This is a genomic window from Pseudofulvimonas gallinarii (assembly GCF_004343305.1).
Classification (GTDB): domain Bacteria; phylum Pseudomonadota; class Gammaproteobacteria; order Xanthomonadales; family UBA2363; genus Pseudofulvimonas; species Pseudofulvimonas gallinarii.
The window spans coordinates 33,150-56,678 of record NZ_SMAF01000013.1; the positions used below are offsets into that span (position 1 = coordinate 33,150).

General features: G+C 67.8%; 25 protein-coding genes and 1 tRNA gene. 7 read left to right on the forward strand and 19 right to left on the reverse strand.

Annotated features, from left to right (window positions below; translation table 11 throughout):
• Window positions 1-124: 124 nt before the first annotated feature.
• From EDC25_RS09550 to EDC25_RS09580, 6 genes are all read right to left on the reverse strand, one after another.
• Window positions 125-820, reverse strand: a complete 696-nt coding sequence (locus EDC25_RS09550; RefSeq protein ID WP_123521130.1) for an RES family NAD+ phosphorylase — start codon at window positions 818-820, stop codon at window positions 125-127.
• Window positions 820-1,236, reverse strand: a complete 417-nt coding sequence (locus EDC25_RS09555; protein ID WP_123521129.1) for an MbcA/ParS/Xre antitoxin family protein — start codon at window positions 1,234-1,236, stop codon at window positions 820-822. The genes EDC25_RS09550 and EDC25_RS09555 overlap by 1 nt, the downstream gene beginning before the upstream one ends.
• A 495-nt stretch (window positions 1,237-1,731) precedes the next feature.
• On the reverse strand, window positions 1,732-2,121 hold the full coding sequence (locus EDC25_RS09565; protein WP_164483924.1) for a hypothetical protein: 390 nt from the start codon (window positions 2,119-2,121) through the stop codon (window positions 1,732-1,734).
• A 93-nt stretch (window positions 2,122-2,214) separates the two neighbouring features.
• Entirely contained in the window at window positions 2,215-2,406 is a 192-nt protein-coding gene (locus EDC25_RS09570) for a hypothetical protein (RefSeq protein ID WP_132577444.1), read from the reverse strand.
• Between the two features lie 4 nt (window positions 2,407-2,410).
• On the reverse strand, window positions 2,411-2,827 hold the full coding sequence (locus EDC25_RS09575) for a type II toxin-antitoxin system VapC family toxin (protein ID WP_123521126.1): 417 nt from the start codon (window positions 2,825-2,827) through the stop codon (window positions 2,411-2,413).
• A 6-nt stretch (window positions 2,828-2,833) separates the two neighbouring features.
• Window positions 2,834-3,082 (reverse strand): type II toxin -antitoxin system TacA 1-like antitoxin, encoded by a 249-nt coding sequence (locus EDC25_RS09580; protein WP_123521158.1) that lies wholly within the window; start codon window positions 3,080-3,082, stop codon window positions 2,834-2,836.
• 121 nt (window positions 3,083-3,203) lie between these two features.
• Here EDC25_RS09580 and lexA point away from each other — a divergent pair, with 121 nt between their 5' ends.
• From lexA to EDC25_RS09615, 7 genes are all read left to right on the forward strand, one after another.
• A complete protein-coding gene (gene lexA, locus EDC25_RS09585; RefSeq protein ID WP_123521125.1) occupies window positions 3,204-3,839 on the forward strand; it encodes a transcriptional repressor LexA in 636 nt (211 codons plus the stop codon).
• Window positions 3,840-3,849: 10 nt separating this feature from the next.
• A complete protein-coding gene (gene imuA / locus EDC25_RS09590; RefSeq protein ID WP_123521157.1) occupies window positions 3,850-4,464 on the forward strand; it encodes a translesion DNA synthesis-associated protein ImuA in 615 nt (204 codons plus the stop codon).
• Between the two features lie 2 nt (window positions 4,465-4,466).
• On the forward strand, window positions 4,467-5,939 hold the full coding sequence (locus tag EDC25_RS09595; protein WP_123521124.1) for a Y-family DNA polymerase: 1,473 nt from the start codon (window positions 4,467-4,469) through the stop codon (window positions 5,937-5,939).
• Window positions 5,940-6,123: 184 nt separating this feature from the next.
• Entirely contained in the window at window positions 6,124-9,318 is a 3,195-nt protein-coding gene (locus EDC25_RS09600) for an error-prone DNA polymerase (protein ID WP_123521123.1), read from the forward strand.
• Window positions 9,319-9,433: 115 nt separating this feature from the next.
• The gene (purM, locus tag EDC25_RS09605) at window positions 9,434-10,483 is read left to right on the forward strand and encodes a phosphoribosylformylglycinamidine cyclo-ligase (protein ID WP_123521122.1); all 1,050 of its coding nucleotides are present in this window, start codon (window positions 9,434-9,436) and stop codon (window positions 10,481-10,483) included.
• Entirely contained in the window at window positions 10,480-11,166 is a 687-nt protein-coding gene (gene purN / locus EDC25_RS09610; protein ID WP_123521121.1) for a phosphoribosylglycinamide formyltransferase, read from the forward strand. The genes purM and purN overlap by 4 nt, the downstream gene beginning before the upstream one ends.
• Window positions 11,129-11,851 carry a DUF3108 domain-containing protein gene (locus EDC25_RS09615; RefSeq protein WP_164483925.1) on the forward strand — a complete coding sequence of 241 codons (723 nt, stop codon included), beginning with the start codon at window positions 11,129-11,131 and terminating at the stop codon, window positions 11,849-11,851. Before purN ends, EDC25_RS09615 begins: the two co-directional genes overlap by 38 nt.
• A gap of 87 nt (window positions 11,852-11,938) precedes the next feature.
• Here the strand turns inward: EDC25_RS09615 and EDC25_RS09620 are convergent, their stop codons facing one another.
• From EDC25_RS09620 to thrS, 13 genes are all read right to left on the reverse strand, one after another.
• Window positions 11,939-12,904 carry an MBL fold metallo-hydrolase gene (locus tag EDC25_RS09620; RefSeq protein ID WP_205984881.1) on the reverse strand — a complete coding sequence of 322 codons (966 nt, stop codon included), beginning with the start codon at window positions 12,902-12,904 and terminating at the stop codon, window positions 11,939-11,941.
• Window positions 12,905-13,115: 211 nt separating this feature from the next.
• A complete protein-coding gene (locus EDC25_RS09625) occupies window positions 13,116-13,769 on the reverse strand; it encodes a HEPN domain-containing protein (RefSeq protein ID WP_240639586.1) in 654 nt (217 codons plus the stop codon).
• Between the two features lie 234 nt (window positions 13,770-14,003).
• The gene (pip, locus tag EDC25_RS09630) at window positions 14,004-14,957 is read right to left on the reverse strand and encodes a prolyl aminopeptidase (protein ID WP_123521119.1); all 954 of its coding nucleotides are present in this window, start codon (window positions 14,955-14,957) and stop codon (window positions 14,004-14,006) included.
• Between the two features lie 63 nt (window positions 14,958-15,020).
• Window positions 15,021-15,097, reverse strand: a tRNA-Pro gene (locus EDC25_RS09635).
• A 365-nt stretch (window positions 15,098-15,462) separates the two neighbouring features.
• The gene (locus EDC25_RS09640) at window positions 15,463-15,834 is read right to left on the reverse strand and encodes a hypothetical protein (protein ID WP_123521118.1); all 372 of its coding nucleotides are present in this window, start codon (window positions 15,832-15,834) and stop codon (window positions 15,463-15,465) included.
• A 41-nt stretch (window positions 15,835-15,875) separates the two neighbouring features.
• Window positions 15,876-16,232: a MerR family transcriptional regulator gene (locus EDC25_RS09645; RefSeq protein WP_123521117.1), complete on the reverse strand. Its 357-nt coding sequence runs from the start codon at window positions 16,230-16,232 to the stop codon at window positions 15,876-15,878.
• The gene (locus EDC25_RS09650; protein WP_123521116.1) at window positions 16,210-16,518 is read right to left on the reverse strand and encodes an integration host factor subunit alpha; all 309 of its coding nucleotides are present in this window, start codon (window positions 16,516-16,518) and stop codon (window positions 16,210-16,212) included. Before EDC25_RS09650 ends, EDC25_RS09645 begins: the two co-directional genes overlap by 23 nt.
• Window positions 16,519-16,523: 5 nt before the next feature.
• Window positions 16,524-18,908: a phenylalanine--tRNA ligase subunit beta gene (gene pheT / locus EDC25_RS09655; protein ID WP_123521115.1), complete on the reverse strand. Its 2,385-nt coding sequence runs from the start codon at window positions 18,906-18,908 to the stop codon at window positions 16,524-16,526.
• Window positions 18,909-18,994: 86 nt separating this feature from the next.
• On the reverse strand, window positions 18,995-19,990 hold the full coding sequence (pheS, locus tag EDC25_RS09660; protein WP_123521114.1) for a phenylalanine--tRNA ligase subunit alpha: 996 nt from the start codon (window positions 19,988-19,990) through the stop codon (window positions 18,995-18,997).
• A gap of 95 nt (window positions 19,991-20,085) precedes the next feature.
• Entirely contained in the window at window positions 20,086-20,445 is a 360-nt protein-coding gene (gene rplT, locus EDC25_RS09665; RefSeq protein WP_123521113.1) for a 50S ribosomal protein L20, read from the reverse strand.
• Window positions 20,446-20,458: 13 nt separating this feature from the next.
• Window positions 20,459-20,656, reverse strand: a complete 198-nt coding sequence (gene rpmI, locus EDC25_RS09670; protein WP_123521112.1) for a 50S ribosomal protein L35 — start codon at window positions 20,654-20,656, stop codon at window positions 20,459-20,461.
• A 387-nt stretch (window positions 20,657-21,043) separates the two neighbouring features.
• On the reverse strand, window positions 21,044-21,574 hold the full coding sequence (infC, locus tag EDC25_RS09675; RefSeq protein ID WP_377601029.1) for a translation initiation factor IF-3: 531 nt from the start codon (window positions 21,572-21,574) through the stop codon (window positions 21,044-21,046).
• Between the two features lie 32 nt (window positions 21,575-21,606).
• Entirely contained in the window at window positions 21,607-23,514 is a 1,908-nt protein-coding gene (gene thrS, locus EDC25_RS09680; protein WP_123521079.1) for a threonine--tRNA ligase, read from the reverse strand.
• Window positions 23,515-23,529: the final 15 nt, after the last annotated feature.

Sequence of the window (23,529 nt, forward strand, 5' to 3'; positions counted from 1 at the left end):
GGGACGGAACGTCTGCGAGCGTGGGTTCCACGGATCGAAGCGGCTGCCTGCCCCGGGACATCGACGCACGCATCGGCCGTGGGGCTTCGGCCCCATCGCATGGATTCGATTCACGGCGCCATGGCTAGCGGCGCAGATCGCCTTCCGACAGCCGCGTGTGCAGCACGCCGGTCTGTCGTTCCACGTCCACATGCCGGGCGACCGGATCGATGCGGTAGGTCAGGTAATGGCTGACCCGCGCGTTGCCGAGTGGATCCTCGCGGAATGTCACCAGGCAGTCGCCGTCACGCCAGCGCGCCGAGGGATAGAGCAGTCCGGCCTGTCCCTGGCGCGCCAGGTAATGGCCGATCGACTGTGTGGCCGTATAGTCGTTGGCGACCAGTTCCGGATGCCCCGTTTCCTTGCCGCGCACATCGACGAACAGGCCGGCGGCGTGCACGAGGTACACGCAGCGATGACGGATCACCGGCTGTTCGACACCTTCGATGGCCAGCACCTGCTGCAGCGCGTGGTAACAGGTTTCCGCCAGCGCCGTCGCCTCGTCGAGCGCGCCGTACCAGGCACGTGTCGTGCCATCGGCGAAGCGGCTGCCGACGATGGCATCGGCGGTGAACGGGTACAGCACGGCTTCCGAATACGCCAGGCCACGCTGGATCACGCCACGGCCGGCGGGACGCACGGCCATTTCCGCCAGCACGGCGGCCGACTGCGCCCCGGTATCCGGCACGAGGTCGTCGAACAGGTTCTGCGAATGCCGCAGCGAGGTGATGTTTCGAACTACATCGCCGTCGAACCGCGTCAGCGTATCCAGCAGCGCCATCACTGGCCCCGCTGGAAATCGACCAGCCGCGCCACGCGGGCAATGCCGATCAGTCCGCCGGCCAGCATCACGTCCAGTGGCCGTTCGCCGGCCAGTGCGCTGTTGCGGCGCTTCACCCAGCTCCAGCGCAGCGCTTCGTCTTCGGGAAACAGCAGGCGCAGGCCCTTGTGGATGCCGAGCAGGTAGCCGGCGCGGTCCAGGCAGTCGCGGCTGTCCGGCAGCGGCTGGTCGCCGCGCTGGTAGGCGCGCACCAGCTTGCGGCTCTCCGGGCTCATACCCAGCAGCAGCATCTGCTCGGCCGTGGTCAGTTCCCAGCGCGCGAACAGCGCCACCAGCGTCCGCGCCAGGTCCCGGCGCACCTGCTCGTCGCGCACCGCCAGTTGCGGGGCGGCTTCGGTAAGGGTCGAGGTGGTCATGTCCCCATCATAGGGAGATCATTCCCCGCTTCAAGCGCACCGTCGCACCCGGCGAGACGGACCGCACCCAGTCCATGATGGTACGTCTGTTGGCCAAACCGAATTGGCTGGTGCCCGAGGCCGGACTCGAACCGGCATAACCGCGAGGTCGAGGGATTTTCGTCCCACTTCGGCTTTCGCCGCCAGCGCGAATGCGCTGTTCGTGGGCTGGAGCACGCCTTCACCTTGGCCATGTCCGGCTTTAGGTGCCCGCCGTCTGCTCTCTACACCTTCCCGGCTCGCACCGGGCTTGGCTCGGCGTTGGCTCGGATACCACAGCATCCAGGGCTTTCACCGACTTTGACGGGCTTCACTCCGGAGGTTTCCCCCCGGAGGCTCAATTACTCAAGTCCCTTGTGTCTACCAATTTCACCACTCGGGCGTCGCTTGTAGTGAACACGTCCTGGATCCATGGGATCACCGGACACATACAACCTGGGCCAATATTCTCGCAGTCTAGACCACATGCGTCGTCAGGACCTCCTCCCCCAGCATGTCGGTGATCTTTACCGCAACGGTCGCCCCTCCCTCTGGTACGTCCAGCGTGTACTCGCCGGCCACGAAGTCGGCCTTGCGGGCGGGCACGTCGGCGTGGACCACGTTGAACACGACGCCGTCGTAATCGGTGTCGATCATCACGCTGTCTACCATGGTACGCCAGTCGGTGACCCTGGCTTGGACCACGCCGGACTGAGCTATGACAACGCCTTGGCCGAGACTGTCAACGGGCAGCGTGCAGTCCTGGTGCCACTCGGCGGTGCGCGCGCGCATGAAGTCGCGGGTCGCCTGGTAGATGGTGAAGGTCGGGTCCAGGGTGAAGTCCAGGGCGATCAGCTCGTCGCCCACCGCGTTCCACTTATCGCTGCCCGCGCGGCCGCCTGCGCCCACAGCCGGCTGGCGTTCTAGCGGGTGCTCCGAACGAATGTGCCGACCCCTTGGTCACCCGACCTCGCGATCCAGGCTGCGGCCAACACCAATAGCCTGCTGCGGGATACGCAGGAATGGCGGCCTTCCGGCTTCACGGCCAGAGAGCCAGTCCAGGATCTCGGCTATCGCGGGATACTGCTCATGGGAATAGCCGGAGTCACGCCAGCGAGCCAATTTTTCGGCGATCAGTTGAGGCAGTTGCATGCAGTCAGCGTCCTGCTTTGGGAGAGACAAGTTCCAGCTTCGGATAGTAGGTGCGATACCGGCTGGCGTCCCGTGTCAGCAGCACCATGCCCTCTACGGCGGCATGCGCACCGATATAGAAATCCGGCAGCGGTGAGGTGCGGACACCCCTGGCCTGTCGGTATCGCAAGAAAGACTTGCCGGCAAGGAAGCCTGCCTCCCAGGGCAGCTCCAGACGAGTGAAAGTATCAAGGGACAGAGCCTCGTCCAGTTCCTCGATACGTTCGAACCCTACCGAGACTTCGGCATAAATGAGGGCGTTGATGCACAGTTCGGCTTCGGCAGCACAAGCCTCCAGATGGCCGGCTGACCAGTCATACCACGTTGGATCCTCTGTCAGCACATCCAGCAGGACGTTGGCGTCCACAAGCACACGTTTCACGATGCTTCATTCGCCACGGGTCAGTTGCATGATTTCATCGGTGCTCATGCCGGCGGTTGCACGACCACGCAAGCGGGCGGCCAGCCCGCCGCGACGGCTCTTGGCAGAACGGGCCAAGGTAGTGTCCGCCTCCCGCAAAGCCGCCACACGCACGAAGGTGGCCACCGGCAATCCCTGTAATTGGGCAGCACGGCGCAGGCGATCCTTGTCCTCGACGCTTAGGCGCAAGTCGAGACGGTCAGCAGCTACAGTCATATCGAACCTCCATGTACGGTACTCTACCGTACAGTCGGCCATCTGTCACCGTTGCGGCCAGTGAGACGGATCGGGGCGGCGGGCACTTGCGCCGGAGGCGGCAACCACATGAATATGTGGCATGGACCTTACCGACCGCCAGCAAGCCATCCTCGACTTCCTGCTCGCCTGGCAGGCGCAGCATGGGTACCCGCCGACACGTGCCGAGATCGCCCGCGCCTTCGGCTTCTCGCAGGCCCGCAGCGCCGAGGACCACCTGCGCGCGCTGGCGGCCAAGGGCGCCATCGCGCTGGAACCCGGGCGCTCACGCGGCATCCGCGTGCTGCATTCGCCAGCCGGCGCAGCGACAACCGAGGCCGGTGAGTCGGACCTGCTGAACCTGCCGCTGGTCGGCCGGGTGGCCGCCGGTGCGCCGATCCTTTCCGATGCCCATATCGCCGGCCGCTACAGCATCGACCGCGCGCTGTTCCGGCCGCGGCCGCATTTCCTGCTGCGCGTCGAAGGCGAAAGCATGCGCGACGCCGGCATCCTCGACGGCGACCTCATCGCCGTGCATCGCACGCCGGTGGCGGAGCCGGGCCAGATCGTCGTCGCCCGCCTCGACGACGAGATCACCGTCAAGCGCCTGCAGCGACTGAAGAACGGCCACTACGCGCTGCTGCCGGCCAATCCCGATTACGCGTCCATTCCGGTCGATCCGGACCGGCAGGCCTTCGCCATCGAAGGCCTGCATGTCGGCGTCATCCGTCGCGGCTGAACATGCGGCCATGGCTGACAGCTCCGTCCTGGCCCTGCCCGTCCGCGGCGATGTGTGGCGCGGTCGCCGCCGCACCGCCCCGGTACCGGCGCTGCCCACCGGCCATGCCGGGCTCGATGCCCTGCTGCCCGCCCGCGGCTGGCCGGTCGGCATGCTGTGCGAGATCCTGCACGAGGGCGATGGCGTCGGCGAGCTGCGCGTGGTCATGCCTGCGCTGGCGCAACTGGCACGGCAGGCACGGCCGGTGATCTGGATCGCGCCACCATACCAGCCCTATGCGCCGGCCCTGGATGCGCAGGGCCTGCCACCGGCCGGACAGCGCGTCATCCAGCCCGACAGCGATCGGCAGGCGCTGTGGGCGGCCGAACAGTGCCTGCGCGCCGGCAGTTGCGCGGCGGTGCTGCTGTGGCCGGCGAACCTGAGCATCACCGCTTCGCGACGCCTGCAATTGGCGGCGGAAACCGGGCGCGGGCATGGCTTCGTCTTCCGCCACCGCCGCCACCTTGTCGACGCCAGCCCGGCACCGATCCGGCTGTCGGTGCGCCGCGACCATGATTCCATCCGTATCCATCTGGACAAGTGCCGAGGCCTGCTGGCGCCGCCGGCCGAGGAGATCGCCCTGTGAACATGCGCGCGCCACTGTGGGCCTGTCTGCATCTTCGCGCACCGGCGCTGGCGGCCGTGCAGCGACGCCTGGCCTCGCCACCGTCGTTGCTGGCCGTCAGCGACGGGGCGGAAAACCGGCCTTGGATACTCGCCTGCTCGGCTGCCGCATCGACGGCGGGCGTGCGCCCCGGCCAGTCGCTGCCGGCGGCACGCGCACTGTGCCCGGCCCTGAAGGTGCAACGACGCGATCCGGCCGCCGAACGTGAACTGCACGAACTGCTGGGCGCCTGGGCCTATGGCTACAGCGACCAGGTCAGCCTGGAACTGCCCGAAGCGGTGGCACTGGAAGTGGGTGGCAGCCTGAAGCTGTTCCGCGGCTGGCCCAACCTGGAACGCCTGCTGCGCGAAGACCTGGCGCGGCTGGGACTGGAAGCCAGCCTGGCGCTCGCACCGCGTCCGCGCGCCGCCTGGCTGCTGGCCCGACGGCAGGACGGCCTGGTGGTCGAGGACGAGGTCCGGCTGCAGCAGCATCTGGATGCGCTGCCCATCGTCGAGGCCGGCCTGGCGGCCAGCGCCAGCGCCGCCCTGCGCGCCATGGGCTTCCTGCGCCTGCGCGAACTGGCGGCGTTGCCGCGCGACAGCCTCGGCCGGCGCATCGGCCCGGAAGCACTGGCGCAACTCGACCGCCTGTACGGCCGTGCACCCGATCCCCTGCCGCGCTGGCAACCGCCGGCGCACTTCGAATCGACGCTGGAGTTCGATGCCCGGCCCACGGCCATCGAACCGCTGCTGTTCGCGCTGCGACGCCTGCTCAACGAACTGGCCGTCGTCCTGCATGCCCGCGACGGCGGCGTGCAGCACTTCCGCCTGTTGCTGCTGCACGAGGACCGGCCGGTGACCACCGTACCGGTAGGCCTGCTGCGTGCGGAGCGCGATCCGGCGCGTCTTCTGGAACTGACCCGCGCGCGCCTGGAACGGGTAGCGCTGCCGGCGCCCATAGCCGGCCTCGGCCTGATCGCCGATGCGCTGCCGCCCTTCCGTCCCGCCATCGCCGACCTGTTCGCACAGGCGCGGCCGGATGCCAGCGACTGGCCGCTGCTGCTGGAACGCCTGCGTGCACGACTCGGCGATGGCGCCATCCTCGAGCCGGTCGTCAGCGCCGACCACCGCCCCGAACGGGCCGGCACCCTGCGCGCCCTCGACCGAGACAGCGGTATCCCGGTGGCGTCACCCCGCACCGGCAGCGCATCCATCGGCCATGCACGGCAACTGGCGGAAACCCGACCGGTGTGGCTGCTGCCGCGACCCGTGCCCTTGCGCCAGCCGCCGCTGCGCATCGTCTCCGGCCCGGAGCGGCTGGAAAGCGGCTGGTGGGACGGCGGCGACGTGCGCCGCGACTACTACGTGGTGGAAACCCGCGAAGGCCAACGGGCCTGGGCCTATTGCCCGCCCGGCCGGCGCGAAGGCTGGATGCTGCATGGCTGGTTCGCATGACGGTGAGGCCGCACCCGCCTCCGCCCGCGTCATCGCCCTGCCCACGGCACCACGACAGGCACGACCGGGTGATGGCAGGCATGGCCATCACGCCGGGAAAGATCCTGGCTTTGCCGCGCAAGAAACACACGGCACACGCATAGCGCCTGAAACGCGTGCCGATGCGGACGCGACGGGCAAAGACATGCGCACCCACTCGTCCGCAGCGGCGACCGTCACGCCGCTGCACAGGACACGGCGCGCTGCGATCCCCCATGCCCATACCGATGCATCCTGCACCGCGACATCGCCGTCTCCGGAGCCGGGCTACGCCGAACTGCATTGTCTGTCCGCCTTCAGCTTCGGTCGCGGCGCCAGCAGCGCCACGGAGCTGTTCGAACGCGCCCGCGAACTCGGCTATGCGGCGCTGGCCATCACCGACGAGTGCACGCTGGCCGGCATCGTGCGCGCCCTGGAAGCCAGCGAACGGACCGGCCTGCCACTGATCGTCGGCAGCAGCTTCCGCCTCGCCTGCGGATTGCGCTGCGTCCTGCTCTGCGAAGACCTCGCCGGTTACCAGCGCCTGTGCCAGCTCATCACCACCGCGCGGCGCCGTTGCGACAAGGGCCGGTACGAACTGCAGCGCGGCGATCTCGAAGACGGCGACAACACCGGCCTGCTGGCACTGTGGCTGCCCGGCACGCACCCCGATCCCGATGAAGCGCAATGGTTGCGTGCGCGGTTCCCCGACCGGACCTGGCTGGCGGTGGAACTGCATCGCGAACACGACGACGAAGCGCGCCTGCGGCAGCTGCTCGATTTCGCCGCCATGCACGGCCTGCCCTGCGTCGCCAGCGGCGACGTGCACATGCACCTGCGCAGCCGGCGCGCATTGCAGGATGCGCTTACCGCCATCCGGCTCAACACCACGCTGGCCGAAGCCGGCACGCGCCTGTTCGGCAATGGCGAGCGCCACCTGCGCAGCCGGCGCGCACTCGCCGCCATCCATCCGCCGGCCCTGCTCGCCGAAACCCTGCGCATCGCCGCACGCTGCCGTTTCAACCTGCGCGACGTGCACTACCAGTATCCGCGCGAACTGGTGCCCGCCGGCCACACGCCCACGTCCTGGTTGCGCGCGCTGACCGCCGAAGGCGCGCGGCGACGCTGGCCGCAGGGCCTGCCGGAGGCGATCCACGCGCGCATCGAACACGAGCTGGCGATCATCGCCCGCCTGCGCTACGAGGCCTTCTTCCTCACCGTGCAGGACATTGTCCGCGAGGCGCGCGAGCGCGGCATCCTCTGCCAGGGCCGCGGTTCCGCCGCCAACTCGGCGGTCTGCTATGCCCTGGGCATCACCGCCGTGAATCCCGAACACCACCAGCTGCTGTTCGGCCGCTTCATCTCCGAGGAACGCAACGAGCCGCCCGACATCGACGTCGATTTCGAACACGAACGGCGCGAGGAGATCATCCAGTACGTGTACGGCAAGTACGGCCGCGAGCGCGCCGCGCTGGCCGCCACCGTGATCCGCTGGCAACCGCGCAGTGCCGTGCGCGAACTGGCCAAGGTGCTGGGCCTGTCGCGCGACCAGCAGGACGCGCTCAGCCATGCCTTCGGGCGCGGCCAGGGCGGCGTCGACATCGATCTGCGCCTGCGCGAAGCCGGCGTCGATCCGGAATCGCCGCTGATCCGCCGCCTGCTGTGGCTGCTGCCGCAGCTCATCGGCCTGCCACGGCACCTGTCGCAGCATGTCGGCGGCTTCGTCATCGCCGACCAGCCGCTGTGGCAGCTGGTGCCGGTGGAAAACGCCGCCATGGCCGAACGCAGCATCATCCAGTGGGACAAGGACGACCTGGAAGAGCTGAAGCTGCTGAAGGTCGATGTGCTGGCGCTGGGCATGCTCAGTTGCCTGCGCCGCTGCCTGGACAGCTACACGCGCCTGCGCGGCCGGCCACTGGAACTGGCCACCATTCCCGCCGACGACCGCGCCACCTACGACATGCTCCAGCGCGGTGATTCCATCGGCGTGTTCCAGGTCGAATCGCGCGCGCAGATGGCCATGCTGCCGCGCCTGAAACCGGCCTGTTTCTACGACCTGGTGGTGCAGGTCGCCATCGTGCGCCCCGGCCCGATCCAGGGCGGCATGGTGCATCCCTACCTGCGTCGGCGCAGCGGCGCCGAAAAGGTGGACTATCCCAGTGCAGCGGTGAAAGGCGTCCTGCACCGCACGCTGGGCGTGCCGATCTTCCAGGAACAGGTGATGGCGCTGGCCATGGTCGCCGCCGGCTTCAGCGAGGGCGAAGCCGACCAGCTGCGCCGCTCGATGGCGGCCTGGAAACGCCGGGGCGGCCTGGAAAAGTGGCGCACGCGCATCCTCGAGGGCATGGCCGCGAACGGTTATGACGACGACTATGCCGAACGCATCTTCGAGCAGATCAAGGGCTTCGGCGACTATGGCTTCCCGGAATCGCACGCTGCCAGCTTCGCGCTGCTGACCTACGTCTCGGCGTGGTTCAAATGCCACGAACCGGCGATCTTCTTCGCCGCCCTGCTCGACAGCCTGCCCATGGGTTTCTATGCGCCGGCGCAGCTGGTCGCACAGGCGCGACGCGATGGCGTGCCGGTGCTGCCGGTGGACGTGCGTGCCAGCGGCGCCGGCAGCCTGCTGGTACCCGATGCCACCGGCCGCCTGGCCTTGCGGCTGGGCCTGGATCGCGTCAACGGCCTGGGCTGCGAAGCCATCGAACGACTGCTCGCCGCCCGTGCACAGGCGCCGTTCCGCGATGTCGGCGACCTCGCCCGCCGCGCCGGACTGGACCGGCGCACGCTGCAGGTCCTGGCCCAGGCCGGCGCCCTGCGCCAGCTGGCCGGCCACCGTCATCGTGCCGCCTGGGCGATCGCCGGCACCGAAGCGGCACGCAGCGGCCTGGCGCTGGCCGACGACAGCGCCCGCGAAGCACGCGTCACCCTGCGACCGCCAGGCTTCGCCGACGACATCCACGCCGACTACGCCGGCCTGGGCTTCAGCCTGCAGGGCCATCCGCTGCAGCTGCTGCGGCCGCGCCTGCACGCCCGCGGCGTGCTGCGCGCGAAGGATCTGGAAGATCGCGGCCACGGCCAGTCCGTGCGCGTCGCCGGCCTGGTGACCACGCGGCAACGCCCGGGCACCGCCTCGGGCGTCACCTTCGTCACCCTGGAGGACGAAACCGGCCTGGTGAACCTGATCGTCTGGCCGGCCATCGCCCTGCGCGACCGGCGTGCGCTGCTGGAGTCATCGCTGCTCGGCGTGCGCGGCACCCTGCAGTTCGCCGAAGGCGTGCGGCATGTCATCGCCGAACGCCTCTACAACCTCAGCGACCGCCTTCCCGGCCTGCGCAGCGAAAGCCGCGATTTCCAGTAAGGCGCGGCGTCCTGTCGCGGCAGCAGCGGAAACCCGCCTGCACGGGCGCCAACCAGCCGGCTGCGCGCGCCGGGCTGGTATCATGCCCGCCCTTTCCGACTGCCGGCGTCCTCGCATGAGCCACAGCGAATCCCCAGGCCTGAGCTACCGCGACGCCGGTGTCGACATCGACGCCGGCAATGCCCTGGTCGAGCGCATCAAGCCCGCCGTCGCCCGCACCCGCCGCCCGGAAGTGCTGGGTGGACTGGGCGGCTTCGGCGCCCTGTTCGAGATCCCGCCGGGACGCTGGAAGCATCCCGTCCTGGTCTCCGGCACCGATGGCGTCGGCACCAAGCTGAAGCTGGCGCAGCAGCTGGACCGCCACGACGGCATCGGCATCGACCTGGTCGGCATGTGCGTCAACGACGTGCTGGTCCAGGGCGCCGAGCCGCTGTTCTTCCTCGACTATTTCGCTTGCGGCAAGCTCAGTGTCGACACCGCCGCCGCGGTCGTCACCAGCATCGCCCGTGGCTGCGAGCTGGCCGGTTGCGCGCTGGTCGGTGGCGAAACCGCCGAGATGCCCGGCATGTACGGCGACGGTGAATACGACCTGGCCGGATTCTGCGTCGGCGCCGTGGAGAAGGACGCCATCCACGACGGCAGCCGGATCCAGCCCGGCGACGTGCTGCTCGGCATCGGCTCCAGCGGTGCGCACAGCAACGGCTATTCGCTGATCCGCCGCATCGTCGACCTGGACCGCGATGCCCTGAGGCGCGACATCGATGGCGCGTCGCTGGCCGATCGCCTGCTCGAGCCGACGCGCATCTACGTCAAACCCATCCTCGGACTGCTGGCCACCGGTGCCGCCGTGCATGGCATGGCGCACATCACCGGCGGCGGCCTGAGCGAGAACATCATCCGCGTCGTGCCGGAAGGCCTGGGCCTTCGCATCGACCCGCATGCATGGACGCGTCCAGCCCTGTTCGACTGGCTGCAGCGCACCGGCAAGGTCGCCGATGCGGAGATGTGGCGCACCTTCAACTGCGGCATCGGCTACGTGCTGATCCTGCCGGCCTCTGCCGTCGACGGCGCGCGCGCGCATCTGGACCGTGTCGGCTGGCCGAGCTGGGTGATCGGTGAAGTCACCGCGCAAAGCGGTGGCGAGCGCGTGCGCTTCGCTGGATGACGGCCGCAGCACGCATCGCCGTGCTGGTATCCGGGCGCGGCAGCAACCTGCAGGCCCTGATCGACGCGCAGGCAAACGGTCGCCTGCCGGGCCGGATCGTCGTCGTCGGCAGCAACAAGCCCGACTGCGCGGCGCTGGATCGGGCGACGGCCGCAGGCATCGACACCTTCGCGCTGCGCCAGCGCGACTTCGCCGACCGCGAGGCGATGGATGCCGCCCTGGATGCCGAACTGCGCCGGCACTCGCCGGGCCTGGTCGTCCTCGCCGGCTTCATGCGCATCCTGTCGCCGACGATGGTGGCGGGCTGGCCAGGACGCATGCTCAACATCCATCCGTCGCTGCTGCCGAAGTATCCCGGCCTGGACACGCACGCCCGCGCACTGGCGGCCGGCGACAGCGAACATGGCGCCAGCGTCCACTACGTGATTCCCGAGCTGGATGCCGGACCGGTGATCGCCCAGGTGCGCATTCCCGTGCTCGCCGGCGACACGCCGGACGCGCTGGCGCAGCGGCTGCTTCTGCGCGAGCATGCCCTGATGGTGGCGGCCATCGCACTGGTCGCCGCCGGCGACGTGCAATTGACGCCAGCCGGCATTCAGTTCAGTGGCGCGACACTCGCCGCTCCCCTGCGCTTGAATGACGACGATGTCCTGGTTGCCGATAACGACGCTGCTGCTCGCTAGTCTCCTCGCCACCGCGGTGGCGACGCCCGTCCTCGCCGACAACACACCGCTCGCGCCGTACCGTGCCGACTACGAAGTGCACCGCAATGGCAAGGCCATCGGCTCCAGCCATACCGAGCTGATCCGCCAGGGCGAGACGTGGACCTGGCGCTCGCAGACCGCCGGTGAACGCGGCATGGCCTGGATGGTCGGCCTGAAGGTCGAGCAGTCGATGGATTTCCAGTGGCAGGACGACCTGCCGCGGCCGATGCGCTCGACCTACGAGCAGCAGGCGACGCTGGGCAACCGCAGCGTCGAAGTGGCGTACGACTGGAGCGCGCAGCGCTATCACCTGAAGGACCGCAAGGGCGATCACACGCATGCGCTGGAAACCGGCGCCACCGACCGCTACGGCAGCGGCGTCAGCGTGGCGGCGATGCTGGCGCGCGGCGAAACCGACTTCACGCTCAAGGTGGCGCACGCCGACGGCCTGCGCGACTGGCGCTTCCGGGTAACCGGCGAGGAGACCCTCGAATCACCGGGCGGGCCGGTGCGCACGCTCCGCGTCGAACGCGTCCGCGATGATGACGATCGCAGCACGGTCACGTGGGTCGATCCGGCACGCAACTATGTCGTGGTGCGCATGCTGCAGGTCGAGGACGGCGACCGCACCGAATCGCGGCTGCGCGGTTACACCGCGCGCTGAGGCAAGCTTCCGCCACGGCCGTCTGTTTTTCCTGTCAACACGGGTCCGGCAAGAACCGGCGATACCTGGAGCGTCCCCGGTCGGGCTTCAGGCGCGGCTGGTGTCCAGCCAAACGGCCAGGCCTTGCGCATTCAGCTCGATGTCACCGCCCAGAAGCTCGTCGATCACCGCCTCGTCCAGCGTGACGCCGTGCTGCCGGGCGCGCCGCAGCAGCCGGGCGCGCAGCCCGTCCATCAATGCCAGGTGTCGATCGTCGCGATCGGCGCAAGCGCGTGCCAGTGCCACCATGTCGTCGATTTCCGCATGCATGTCGGCGGCGAGCCGTTCGACCTCGTCCAGCCGGCCGAAATGGGTCGGGAACATCGCCCGCGGATGGAATGCCAGCATCCGGTCGATGGACACATGCAGCGCCTCGGGCTCGAACTGCACCGGTGTTGTCGTCGGAAAAATGAAAGCCCCCTGTCCGGTGTCGAAGTCGCGATAGGAAATGCCGAAGGTATCGCCCGTGAAGAAAACGCCGGCAACATCATCGTGAATGGCGATGTGGTGACGGGCGTGGCCGGGCGTATCCAGGCACAGCAGCGGCCGTCCGGCGAGTTCGACGACATGGCCGTCGCCGGCTTCGACGACGCGTTCGGCCGGGACCGGTTGCAGGGTGCCGTACATCGCCTGCATCGCGGCTTCGCCATACACCGCGGTCGCCCCGGCAGTCAGTTTCGAAGGATCGATCATGTGCCGCGCACCGCGCGGATGCACGACGACGCGGGCATTGGGCAGATGCGGCAGCAGTGCACCTGCGCCGCCGGCGTGATCGAGGTGGACGTGCGTGAGGACCAGCCAGTCGATCTGCCCGGCCGTCATCCCTGCGCGCTCAAGCGCCGCCAGCATGTGCGGTACAGAATGGTTGGTACCGCAGTCGATGAAGGCGCCGCGGCCATCCCCTTCCACCAGGTAGGCGGCTGCGAATTGCGGCCGTACCTGGGCGGTGTCGATGGTGTGGATGCCCTTCCACGGCGCGATGATGGCGGGTTGGAAAGCGGATCCCGTGGTCATGTGTGCATCCATGTTCATGGCGACCATCTTAGGTTCGCCGCGAATACCGCATGACAAGGGGACGTTAAACCGCCACGCGGCGACGCTTTGCCGGGACCGGTTGACACCTCGGCCCGAGGTCGAAGCGGCGACCGGGACTTGCCGCGGGTCATGCGGCGCGTACTGCCCCTTCCCCGTTCCCCGGAAGCGCGGCCATCAAACGCATCCCGGGTCAAACCACCGGGTACTGGATCGCCCCGAAATCGGCCTCGGGACATTCGAGCATGAGATCGACGATCACAGGAACCGTATGCGACAGGATCGTGGCGCCGTCACGCACCTGGGCCCTGTTCACCGCGCTGTTCCAGGTCGCGCCGCCATGCAGCAGCTGGTTGCGCAGCACATACAGGCGATCGAACACGATCGAAAGAACGGTCGCGGTATCGCCTGACATCACTGCCGCGGTGGCCAGCTTGCGGCTGGCCGCGAACGTTTCTTCCCAGCGACCGCTGCTGTCGTGGTCCCGCAAAGCACGCCAGAAGGGCGCGTAGACATAGCGGTTCTCGATCAACACGCGCACCGGCCCGCTGAACTGCCGCAGCATCAGACCGGCGAGGCGTTGACCGGCGTCCCGCGACAGCAGCATGGCGAAGAACGCGCGCAGTCGATCGCGCTCGCTCTGCTCGTGCGCGAACTCGCTGGCGTAAGCCGCGTTGAAAGCGATCCAGAGGAAGATGAAGCGCGCGTCGGTGTCATCACCGTCGCGTTCGGCCCGACCCAGCCAGCTGATCGCCCGATGCAGGCGCGTCCGCCAGGCTTCCGGTGCCGTCTCGCCCGCCGCCTTGAGCTTCCGCTTGAGCCCCTCCGCATCCATCGCCTGCGTCATCACTCCGCCTCCCTGGCATGCCCGTCCACATCCGGACCCGCCACAGCGTAGCCGGCGTCACCCGGGCCAGCACCGGTGTGCATCGAACTCCACCGCTGGCATCGCACTCCTGCGGCACCACCACAACCTCACCGTCGCAGCCTTGGCGCGACGCGCTCCCGGCTTCAGGCTGAAGCACCGCGCCTAGTCCTGCGCCGAGGTTCAGCCCCCACTCCCTTCCGGGCGGAACTTCGCTCAGCGGCCGTAGGCGTCGGTAGCGGCGAGCAGGGCGCTGGCGATGCCCGGTTCGAAAGCCGAATGTCCGGCGGCATCGATGATCTTCAGATCGGCTTCCGGCCAGACCTTGTGCAGATCCCAGGCCGAACGCATGGGACAGACCACGTCGTAGCGTCCCTGCACGATGGTCGCCGGAATGTGGCGGATGCGGTCGACGTCGCGCAGCAGCTGCCCGTCGACTTCGAAGAAGCCACCATTGACGAAGTAGTGGCACTCGATGCGCGCGAACGCGAGGGCGAATTCGTCGGCCTGTGTCGCGGCGACGTGCCCCGGATCGGGCAGCAGAAAGCTGGTGCGGCTTTCCCAGGTCGTCCAGGCAACGGCTGCGGCCAGACGTGTCGCCGGATCCGTTGACGTCAGGCGCCGGTAGTAGGCGCCCATCAGGTCGCCGTGTTCAACCTGCGGAATCGCCGCCAGATAGTCATCCCAGGCATCGGGATACAGCGCGTCGCAACCTTTCTGGTAGAACCATTCCAGCTCCCAGCGACGCAGCATGAAGATGCCGCGCAGCACCAGCTCGGTCACAGCTTCGGGATGCCGCTGCGCATAGGACAACGCCAGCGTGGAACCCCAGGAGCCGCCGAAGACCTGCCAGCGGTCGATGCCCAGGTGCGTGCGCAGGCGCTCGATGTCCTCGACAAGGTGCCAGGTGGTGTTGTCGGTGAGCTCCGCGTGTGGCGTCGAACGTCCGCAGCCGCGCTGGTCGAACAGGATGATCCGGTAGCGCTTCGGATCGAAGAAGCGGCGCATCTTCGGCGAGCAGCCGGCGCCCGGACCGCCATGCAGGCATACGACCGGCTTGCCGGCCGGATTGCCGCATTGTTCGTAATAGAGCGTGTGGAGGGATGAAACCTGCAGCCGACCGCTGTCGTAGGGTTCGATTTCCGGATACAGCGCGCGCTGCTCGCTCATGCCAGTCCTTTTCGCGAGGTGCCCGGTGACAGTGGGCGACCGGGCAATGGGACAGATCGAAACTGGTCGGGGCGGCGAGATTCGAACTCGCGACCACCACACCCCCAGCGTGGTGCGCTACCAGGCTGCGCTACGCCCCGAGGTTTCGATTGAGCGGCGCAGTCTAGCAAACCCGGCGCTGCCTGAACAGTCTCCAAGGCGGGACCCGCCGAAGCGAGACAGGCGGTGAAAACGTGTGCGGCCGGCGCTCTTATGCAGGTCCGCCTTTGTACCGGTTGTCCATCCACCAGCCGGCTTCGTTGATGACGATTGCACAGGACCCCTTCGGGGCATGGCGACCCCGCGGTTCGGTGCAATTCGGGATCCGCGGCCGGCTGCGCCGTCGGATGTGTCGGCTTGAGCACAGCCGGGTCAGCAGCCATGCCACGCAAGGGCCTGTCGGCACGCGGAAAGCGAAGGCGCCTTGAACGGTTCCATCCGGCACGGCGCGGATGGCCGGAAACGGTCAGCGTCGCGGGAGCGGGACCAGCGGCCGCAGTTCGTCACCGTGCGCGCCAGCGGCCTGTGCGGCCGCGGCGGCGGCGGCGGCCGCTTCCGCCTCTGCGTCTGGCGGCATCGTCTGCGTGCGACCATCCGGCATCGCATAGGGCACCGGCTCGAGCACGCTGTTCTGGCCGTCGGCGGTATCGACCAGGCGCCAGAGGCGGCCGGTCTGCGTATCCAGCATGTACTGGTCGGCATTGAACTCGTTGATCTGGCCGAACACGAAGCGGCCGCCGCCGAGAACGGCCGGCTTGTTGGACGACTGGGCAGATACGTCGCTGGCGCCGATCAGCGAGGCCACGACGACGGCGAGATGGAAGGCTGTGCGAGTCATGGCGGATTCGGACCGCGAGCCGCAGCCGCAGTTCCCTGCGGTCAGCGTCGCAGGATCTGCAGGACTTCCTCGAGTTCCAGACGCAGCTGCTTGACCAGCTGCTGGACGATGGACGACTCCATCCGGCCCTGCTCGCCTTCCAGGCGCTGGCGGGCGCCACCGATGGTGAAGCCCTGTTCGTAAAGCAGCGAGCGGATCTGGCGGATCATCAGCACGTCCTGGCGCTGGTAATAGCGCCGGTTGCCGCGCCGCTTGACCGGCTTCAGGCTGGCGAACTCGGTTTCCCAGTAGCGAAGCACGTGCGGCTTGACGGCACAGAGCTCGCTGACCTCGCCGATCGTGAAGTAGCGTTTCGCCGGGATCGCCGGCAATTCGTCATTGCTGGTCGGGTCCAACATAGGTCTCTACCCGTGCACGCAGCTTCTGACCCGGACGAAAAGTCACGACGCGACGGGCAGATATGGGGATTTCTTCACCTGTTTTCGGGTTGCGGCCGGGACGCTGGTTTTTCTGGCGAAGCTCGAAGTTTCCGAAGCCGGACAGCTTGACCTGCTCGCCACGCGCCAATGCGCCGCGCAGCGTCTCGAACAGGGCATCGACGAATTCCTTGGCCTCGCGCTTGTTCAGCCCGACATCCTGGAACAATCGATCCGCCATCTCCGCCTTGGTGAGCGTCGTCGTCATTCCCCCTACCCTCGAAGTTCAGCCTGGAATGCCTTGTTCAGCGCCTGCACCGCCGAAGCGACTGCCTGGTCAGCATCCTCGTCGGTAAGAGTGCGTGAAGGGTTCCGCAAAATCAAGCCCATGGCGATGCTTTTCAATCCGTCAGGCAAACCTTTGCCGCGGTATTCGTCGAACACCACGAGGTCTTCCAGCAGCTCGCCCACGGCCTCCCTGACCGCGCCCTGCAGTGCCGAATACGCTACCGCATCGCTGACCAGGACGGCGATGTCGCGCCGCACCTGCGGGAACCGGGACAGGCCGGTCGCGGCGGGCACGCGTGCCTGCCGGAGCGCGTCCAGCTCGATTTCCGCGACGTGGACCGGATCGCTGCCCAGGTCCAGGGCCTTCTGTACCGCCGGATGCAGCGCTCCCGCGAAGCCGACGACCACGCCGTCGCGGAGCACGCGGGCGGAGCGGCCCGGGTGCAGCCAGGGCACATCGGCAGCCGGCTCGAACTGCCAGCGGCGGCCATCGCCACCCAGGGCGATCAGGGCTTCGAGGTCACCCTTGAGATCGTGGAAATCCGCCGGGCGCCGCGCTGCGCCCCACTGCTCGGCATCGGCCGGACCGGCCATGACCAAAGCAAGCTGATCGATTTCACCTGAAAAATTATCAGTTTTCTGATGAAAGCTGCGACCAAGCTCGAAGAGCCGGACGCGGTCCTGCTGGCGCGCGCGGTTGTAGGCCAGCGCCTGCACCAGGCCGGGCAGCAGCGACGGCCGCATCACGGCGAGCTCGGCCGAGAGCGGGTTGGCCAGCTCCACGCGCGGGCCGGACAGCAGCCAGCGATCCAGCAGCGTTCCATCGACAAAGGCGAAGGTCAAAGCCTCCAGCCAGCCTCGCGCGGCCAGCGTGGAGCGCAGGCGCGAATCGGCCAGGCGACCTTCGCCGGGCAGGGCCGGCGCCAGTTCGCCCGCCGGCGCCCGCGTCGGAATGCGGTCGTAGCCGTGGATGCGGGCGACTTCCTCGATCAGGTCTTCCTCGATCGCGATATCGAAGCGCCAGCTCGGCGGCGTGACCAGCCAGCCGTCGCCGTCGGCCGCGACGCTCATGCCCAGCGTCGACAGGACGCGCTCGACATCCGCATCCGCGACCTCGACGCCCAGCAGGCGACCGATGCGAGCGCGGCGCAGGGCCACGGGCGCGCGGTTGGGCAGGTGCGACGCACTCACCGCCTCCACCACCGGGCCAGGCTGTCCCCCGGCAATGGCCGTCAGCAGCGCCGTGGCGCGCTCGATGGCCAGACGCGGCAGTTCCGGATCGACGCCGCGCTCGAAACGGTGCGAGGCATCGGTGTGCATGCCCAGGCGGCGGGCACGGCCGGTGATGGCCGACGGCACGAAGTGCGCGGACTCCAGGAATACATCGACGGTGTCGTCGGTCACGCGGCTGTCAAGGCCACCCATGATGCCGGCCAGGGCGACCGCGCCGCCGTCGTCGGCGACAACGAGGAAACCCTCGTCAACCTCGACCTCGCGTCCGTCCAGCAGCGTGATCTTCTCGCCTGCCCTGGCGGCGCGGACGTGGATGTCGCCCTGCAGACGCGCCTGGTCGAAGGCGTGCATAGGCTGGCCGAGCTCGAGCATGACGTAGGCGGTAATGTCCACGGCAATGCTGATCGGGCGGATGCCGCCGCGCCGCAGGCGCTCGGCCATCCAGACCGGTGTACGGGCACGGGCGTCGATGCCGCTCACCACGCGGCCGCAGTAGCGCGGGCACTGCGCGGGCGCATCCAGGCGGACGCCGCGCTGGCTGTCATGGGCAGCCGCCACCGGTTCGATCGCCGGCATGGCGACCTGGCGGCCGAAGCTCGCGGCGACGTCGTAGGCGACGCCACGAAGTCCGAGGCAGTCGGCGCGGTTGGGCGTCAGGCCCAGCTCGATACTGGCGTCCGGCAGCGCCAGGTACCGGGCCAGCGGCGTCCCGACGGGCGCATCATCGGGCAGCTCCATGAGGCCGGTGGCGTCCTGGTCCAGTCCCAGTTCACGGGCCGAACACAGCATGCCCTGTGATTCGACGCCGCGCAGGCGCGCCGCCTTGATCGCCATGCCGTTGGGCAGCGCGGCGCCGATCTGCGCCAGTGGCGCCTTCAGGCCGGCACGGGCATTCGGAGCGCCGCAGACGATCTGCACGGAGCCGTGGCCGGTATCGACCTGACAGACCTGCAGGCGATCCGCCTCCGGATGGCGCTCGGCGCTGACGATCTGCGCCACCACGACATGGTCGAGGCCGGCGCCCAGTTCGGCGACCGATTCGACCTCCAGGCCGATCATGTCCAGCCGTCGGCACAGGGTCTCCCGGTCGACGCCCGGATCGACCCACTCACGCAACCAGTTCTCGCTGAATTTCATTGCGGTCCGCTCCGCTTACCGCAGGCCGGTGCACGCGACGGGCGCGGGGCAATAAGCCCGGCCCGACCGCCCTGCAACGGCCCGACTCAATTGAATTGCCGCAGGAAGCGCACGTCGTTCTCGAAGAACGCGCGCAGGTCAGTGACGCCGTAGCGCAGCATGGCCAGGCGTTCAACGCCCATGCCGAAGGCGAAGCCCGAATAGCGCTCCGGATCGATGCCGCAGTTTTCCAGCACCCGCGGATGCACCATGCCGGCGCCCAGCACTTCCAGCCAGCGGCTGGACCCGTCAGGCAGCTGCCAGCGGATCACGACATCGGCGCCGGGCTCCACGAACGGGAAGTACGTGGGCTTGAACATCATCTCGAAGTCACGCTCGAAGAAGCCGCGCAGGAAGGCCGACAGCGTGCCCTTCAGGTCGGCCAGCGTGATGCCCTCGCCCACCACCAGCCCTTCGACCTGGTGGAACATCGGCGAATGCGTCTGGTCGGAATCGCTGCGGTACACCTTGCCCGGCGCGATCAGCCGGATCGGCGGCTTGCGGCCATTCATGGCACGGATCTGCACCGGCGAGGTATGCGTGCGCAGCAGGCGCCCGTCACCAAAGTAGAAGGTGTCGTGCATTGCGCGCGCCGGATGGTCCGGCGGGAAATTCAGTGCCTCGAAATTGTGCCAGTCATCCTCGATTTCCGGCCCTTCGGCGACGTCGTAGCCGAAGCGGGCGAAGATGTCGATGATGCGGTCGAGCGCGCGCGTCAGTGGATGGATGCCGCCGATGTCACCGCGCCGGCCGGGCAGCGTGACGTCGATGCGTTCCGTCGCCAGGCGCTGCGCCAGCACCGACTGCTCGAGCGTGTCGCGGCGAGCGGCCAGCAGTTCGGTCAGTTCGCTCTTGAGACGGTTGACCGCCTCGCCACGCAGCTTGCGCTGCTCGGGCGACAATCCGCCCAATGCCTTGAGTTCGGCGGTCAGCAGCCCCTGCTTGCCGAGCAGGGCTATACGCAAGGCTTCCAGCGCCTCAAGGCCGTCGGCGCCCGCGATCGCTTCCCTGGCATTGTCCAGCGTCAGTCCCGGCTTGGACATTTTCCGGTCTCCAAAATGCGCGTGGGGATCGGTGTACCCGATCCCCACGCCAGCAGTCATCGGCCTGCCGCGTCAGCGGCAGGCATGTATGCGGTTCAGGCCGCAAGACTCTGCTTGGCGCGCTCGGCGATGGCGCCAAACGCCTTCAGGTCGTGGAAGGCCAGGTCCGCCAGGACCTTGCGGTCGATGTTGATCTCGGCCTTCTTGAGGCCGGCGATCAGGCGGCTGTAGGACAGGCCGAATTCACGCGCAGCCGCGTTGATACGGACGATCCACAGCGCACGGAAGTTGCGCTTCTTCTGCTTGCGGCCGATGTAGGCGTACTGCTGCGCCTTGGTGACGGCCTGCTTGGCTACGCGGAAAACCTTGCGGCGGGCGTTGTAATAGCCCTTCGCACGGCTGAGGACCTTCTTGTGACGGCGGCGCGCAACGACACCACGCTTGACTCGTGCCATGGTTCAACCCTCCTCAGAGATACGGAAGCATGCGCTGGACGCGGCCTGCGTCCTCGGCACGTACGTGGTTGGTGGCACGCAGACCGCGCTTACGCTTGGTCGACTTCTTGGTCAGGATGTGGCTCTTGAAGGCGTGGCCGGCCTTGAACTTGCCGGACGCCGTCTTGCGGAAGCGCTTGGCCGCCGCACGGTTGGTCTTGATCTTTGGCATTGCTAATGCTCCTGGAGCGATCTAGTTCGATACCGTTCCAAGTGGCGGCCTTGACCGCACTTCCATGTCGACTCGGTTCGGCGAATTGCCCCGCAGGACGCCTCACCGGACCATGGGATCCAGCGCGCGCGGACAGCGGGCCGCACATGATAGCAGCTTTATCAGGACTTTGCGCAAGTTTCCGGGACGAAAACCGGCGGGGAGACGGCCGACCCGGGGCGCGCCGGCCCTGACCTGACGGCGCGGCGCGGCGCACCGGCAGCGTGCCATGCCCGCAGCGCGTCGACGCGGCCGGACCGGCAATCCAGCGCCGCCTGGGCAGCGCGATGGCCTGGCCCGGGCGGGCGAAAACCCGGCCGAAGCCGGGTTCACGGAACCACCCGAGGCTTATTTGCGCTTCGGGGCGATCATCATCACCATCAGGCGACCTTCCTGGCGCGGCCGCTGCTCGACGACGATGTCATCGCCGAGATCGGCTTCGATGCGCTGCGTCTTCGCCAGACCGAGTTCCTGGTGGCTCATCTCGCGGCCACGGAACCGGATCGTGATCTTGACCTTGTCCCCTTCTTCCAGGAACCGGCGCATGTTTCGCAGCTTGATCTGGTAGTCGCCTTCGTCCGTGGTGGGACGGAACTTGACTTCCTTGATCTCGACCTGCTTCTGCTTCTTCTTGGCCGCGCTGGCCTTTTTCTGCTGCTCGAACTTGAACTTGCCATAGTCCATGATGCGGCAGACGGGCGGGTCGGCATTGGGCTGGATTTCCACCAGGTCCAAACCGGCCTCCTCGGCCATGGCCAGCGCCTGGGCGCGGGACAGAATTCCGGCCTGTTCGCCGTCGGCGTCAATCACGCGTACACGCGGGACGCGGATATCCTCGTTGCGGCGGTTGCCCTTGTCGTTGACAGTGCTGATTCGCAGTTCCTCCAGAGAATGATTGATATGCGGCGGGATCAGCCCTGCACCGACTCGGCCTTGAGCCGGTCGATGAACGCCTGGAGCGGCATTGCTCCCAGGTCCTCCCCGCCGCGCGTGCGCACCGCGATGGTCGCCTGCTCCTTCTCGCGGTCGCCCGCGACCAGCAGGTAGGGCACCTTCTGCAAGGTGTGCTCGCGAATCTTATAGCCGATCTTTTCGTTCCGCAAATCCGACTCGACCCGGAATCCTTGATTTGCAAGGGCTTTTCGAACTCCGGTCACATAATCGGCCTGCGCGTCGGTGATGTTCAGGCAAACGGCCTGGACCGGCGCCAGCCAGGCTGGCAGCAAGCCGGCGTAATGCTCGATCAGGATGCCGATGAAACGCTCCATCGAACCCACGATCGCGCGGTGCAGCATGACCGGATGGCGACGCGACGAGTGCTCGTCGACATACTCGGCGCCCAGGCGCTGCGGCATCATGAAATCGACCTGCATGGTGCCCAGCTGCCAGGCGCGGCCGATCGCATCCTTGAGGTGGTACTCGATCTTCGGGCCGTAGAAGGCACCCTCGCCGGGCAGCTCCGTCCAGGCCACGCCGCACGACGACAGCGCGGCACGCAGCGCGCCTTCGGCCTTGTCCCAGGTGGCGTCGTCGCCGAGGCGTGATTCCGGACGCAGCGCGATCTTCACCTCGATGTCGCTGAACCCGAAGGCGCTGTACACCTTCAGCGCCTGTTGGTGGAAGGCGGTGACTTCCGCCTCGACCTGGTCCTCGGTGCAGAAGACGTGGCCGTCATCCTGCGTGAACGCGCGCACGCGCATGATGCCGTGCAACGCGCCGGACGGCTCGTTGCGGTGGCAGCCGCCGAACTCGCCGTAGCGGATCGGCAGGTCGCGGTAGCTGTGCAGGCCGGCGTTGTAGATCTGCACATGGCCCGGGCAGTTCATCGGCTTGAGCGCGTACTCGCGCTTTTCCGATTCGGTGAAGAACATGTTGTCCTTGTAGTTGTCCCAGTGGCCGGACTTCTTCCACAGGGTCACGTCGAGGATCTGCGGCGCCTTCACTTCCTGGTAACCGGATTCCCTGTAGACGCGGCGCATGTACTGCTCGACCACCTGCCAGAGCGCCCAGCCCCTGGGGTGCCAGAACACCATGCCCGGCGCCTCTTCCTGCTGGTGGAACAGGTCGAGCTGGCGCGCGAGCTTGCGGTGGTCGCGCTTCTCGGCTTCCTCGATACGCTGGATGTAGGCCTTCAGCTGCTTCTCGTCGGCCCAGGCGGTGCCGTAGATGCGCTGCAGCTGTTCGTTGCTGGCGTCACCGCGCCAGTAGGCGCCGGACAGCTTGGTCAGCTTGAATGCCTTCAGGAAGCGCGTGTTCGGCACGTGCGGCCCCCGGCACATGTCGACGTATTCCTGGTGGTAGTACAGGCCCATGGCCGTGATTTCCGGACCCATGTCCTCGATCAGGCGCAGTTTGTAGTCCTCGCCGCGCGACTTGAAGACCTCGACGACTTCGGCGCGCGGGGTCATCTTCTTGACGACGTCGTAGTCCTGGGCGATCAGTTCACGCATGCGCGCCTCGATCGCGGCGACATCCTCCGGCGTGAACGGGCGCTCGTAGGCGATGTCGTAGTAGAAGCCGTCGTCGATGACCGGTCCGATGACCATGCGCGCGGTCGGGAACAGCTGCTTGACCGCGTGGCCGACCAGATGGGCGCAGGAGTGGCGGATGATCTCGACGCCCTCCTCGTCCTTCGGGGTGATGATGCGGATGCTGGCGTCGTGGTCGACGACATCACTGGCATCGACAAGGCGGCCATCGACGCTGCCGGCGACGGTGGCCTTGGCCAGGCCGGCGCCGATGGAGGCGGCGATCTGGGCGATGCTGACGGGCTGTTCGTATTCGCGGCGGCTGCCGTCGGGAAGCGTGATCGTGACCATGGGGAACTCCGGGCA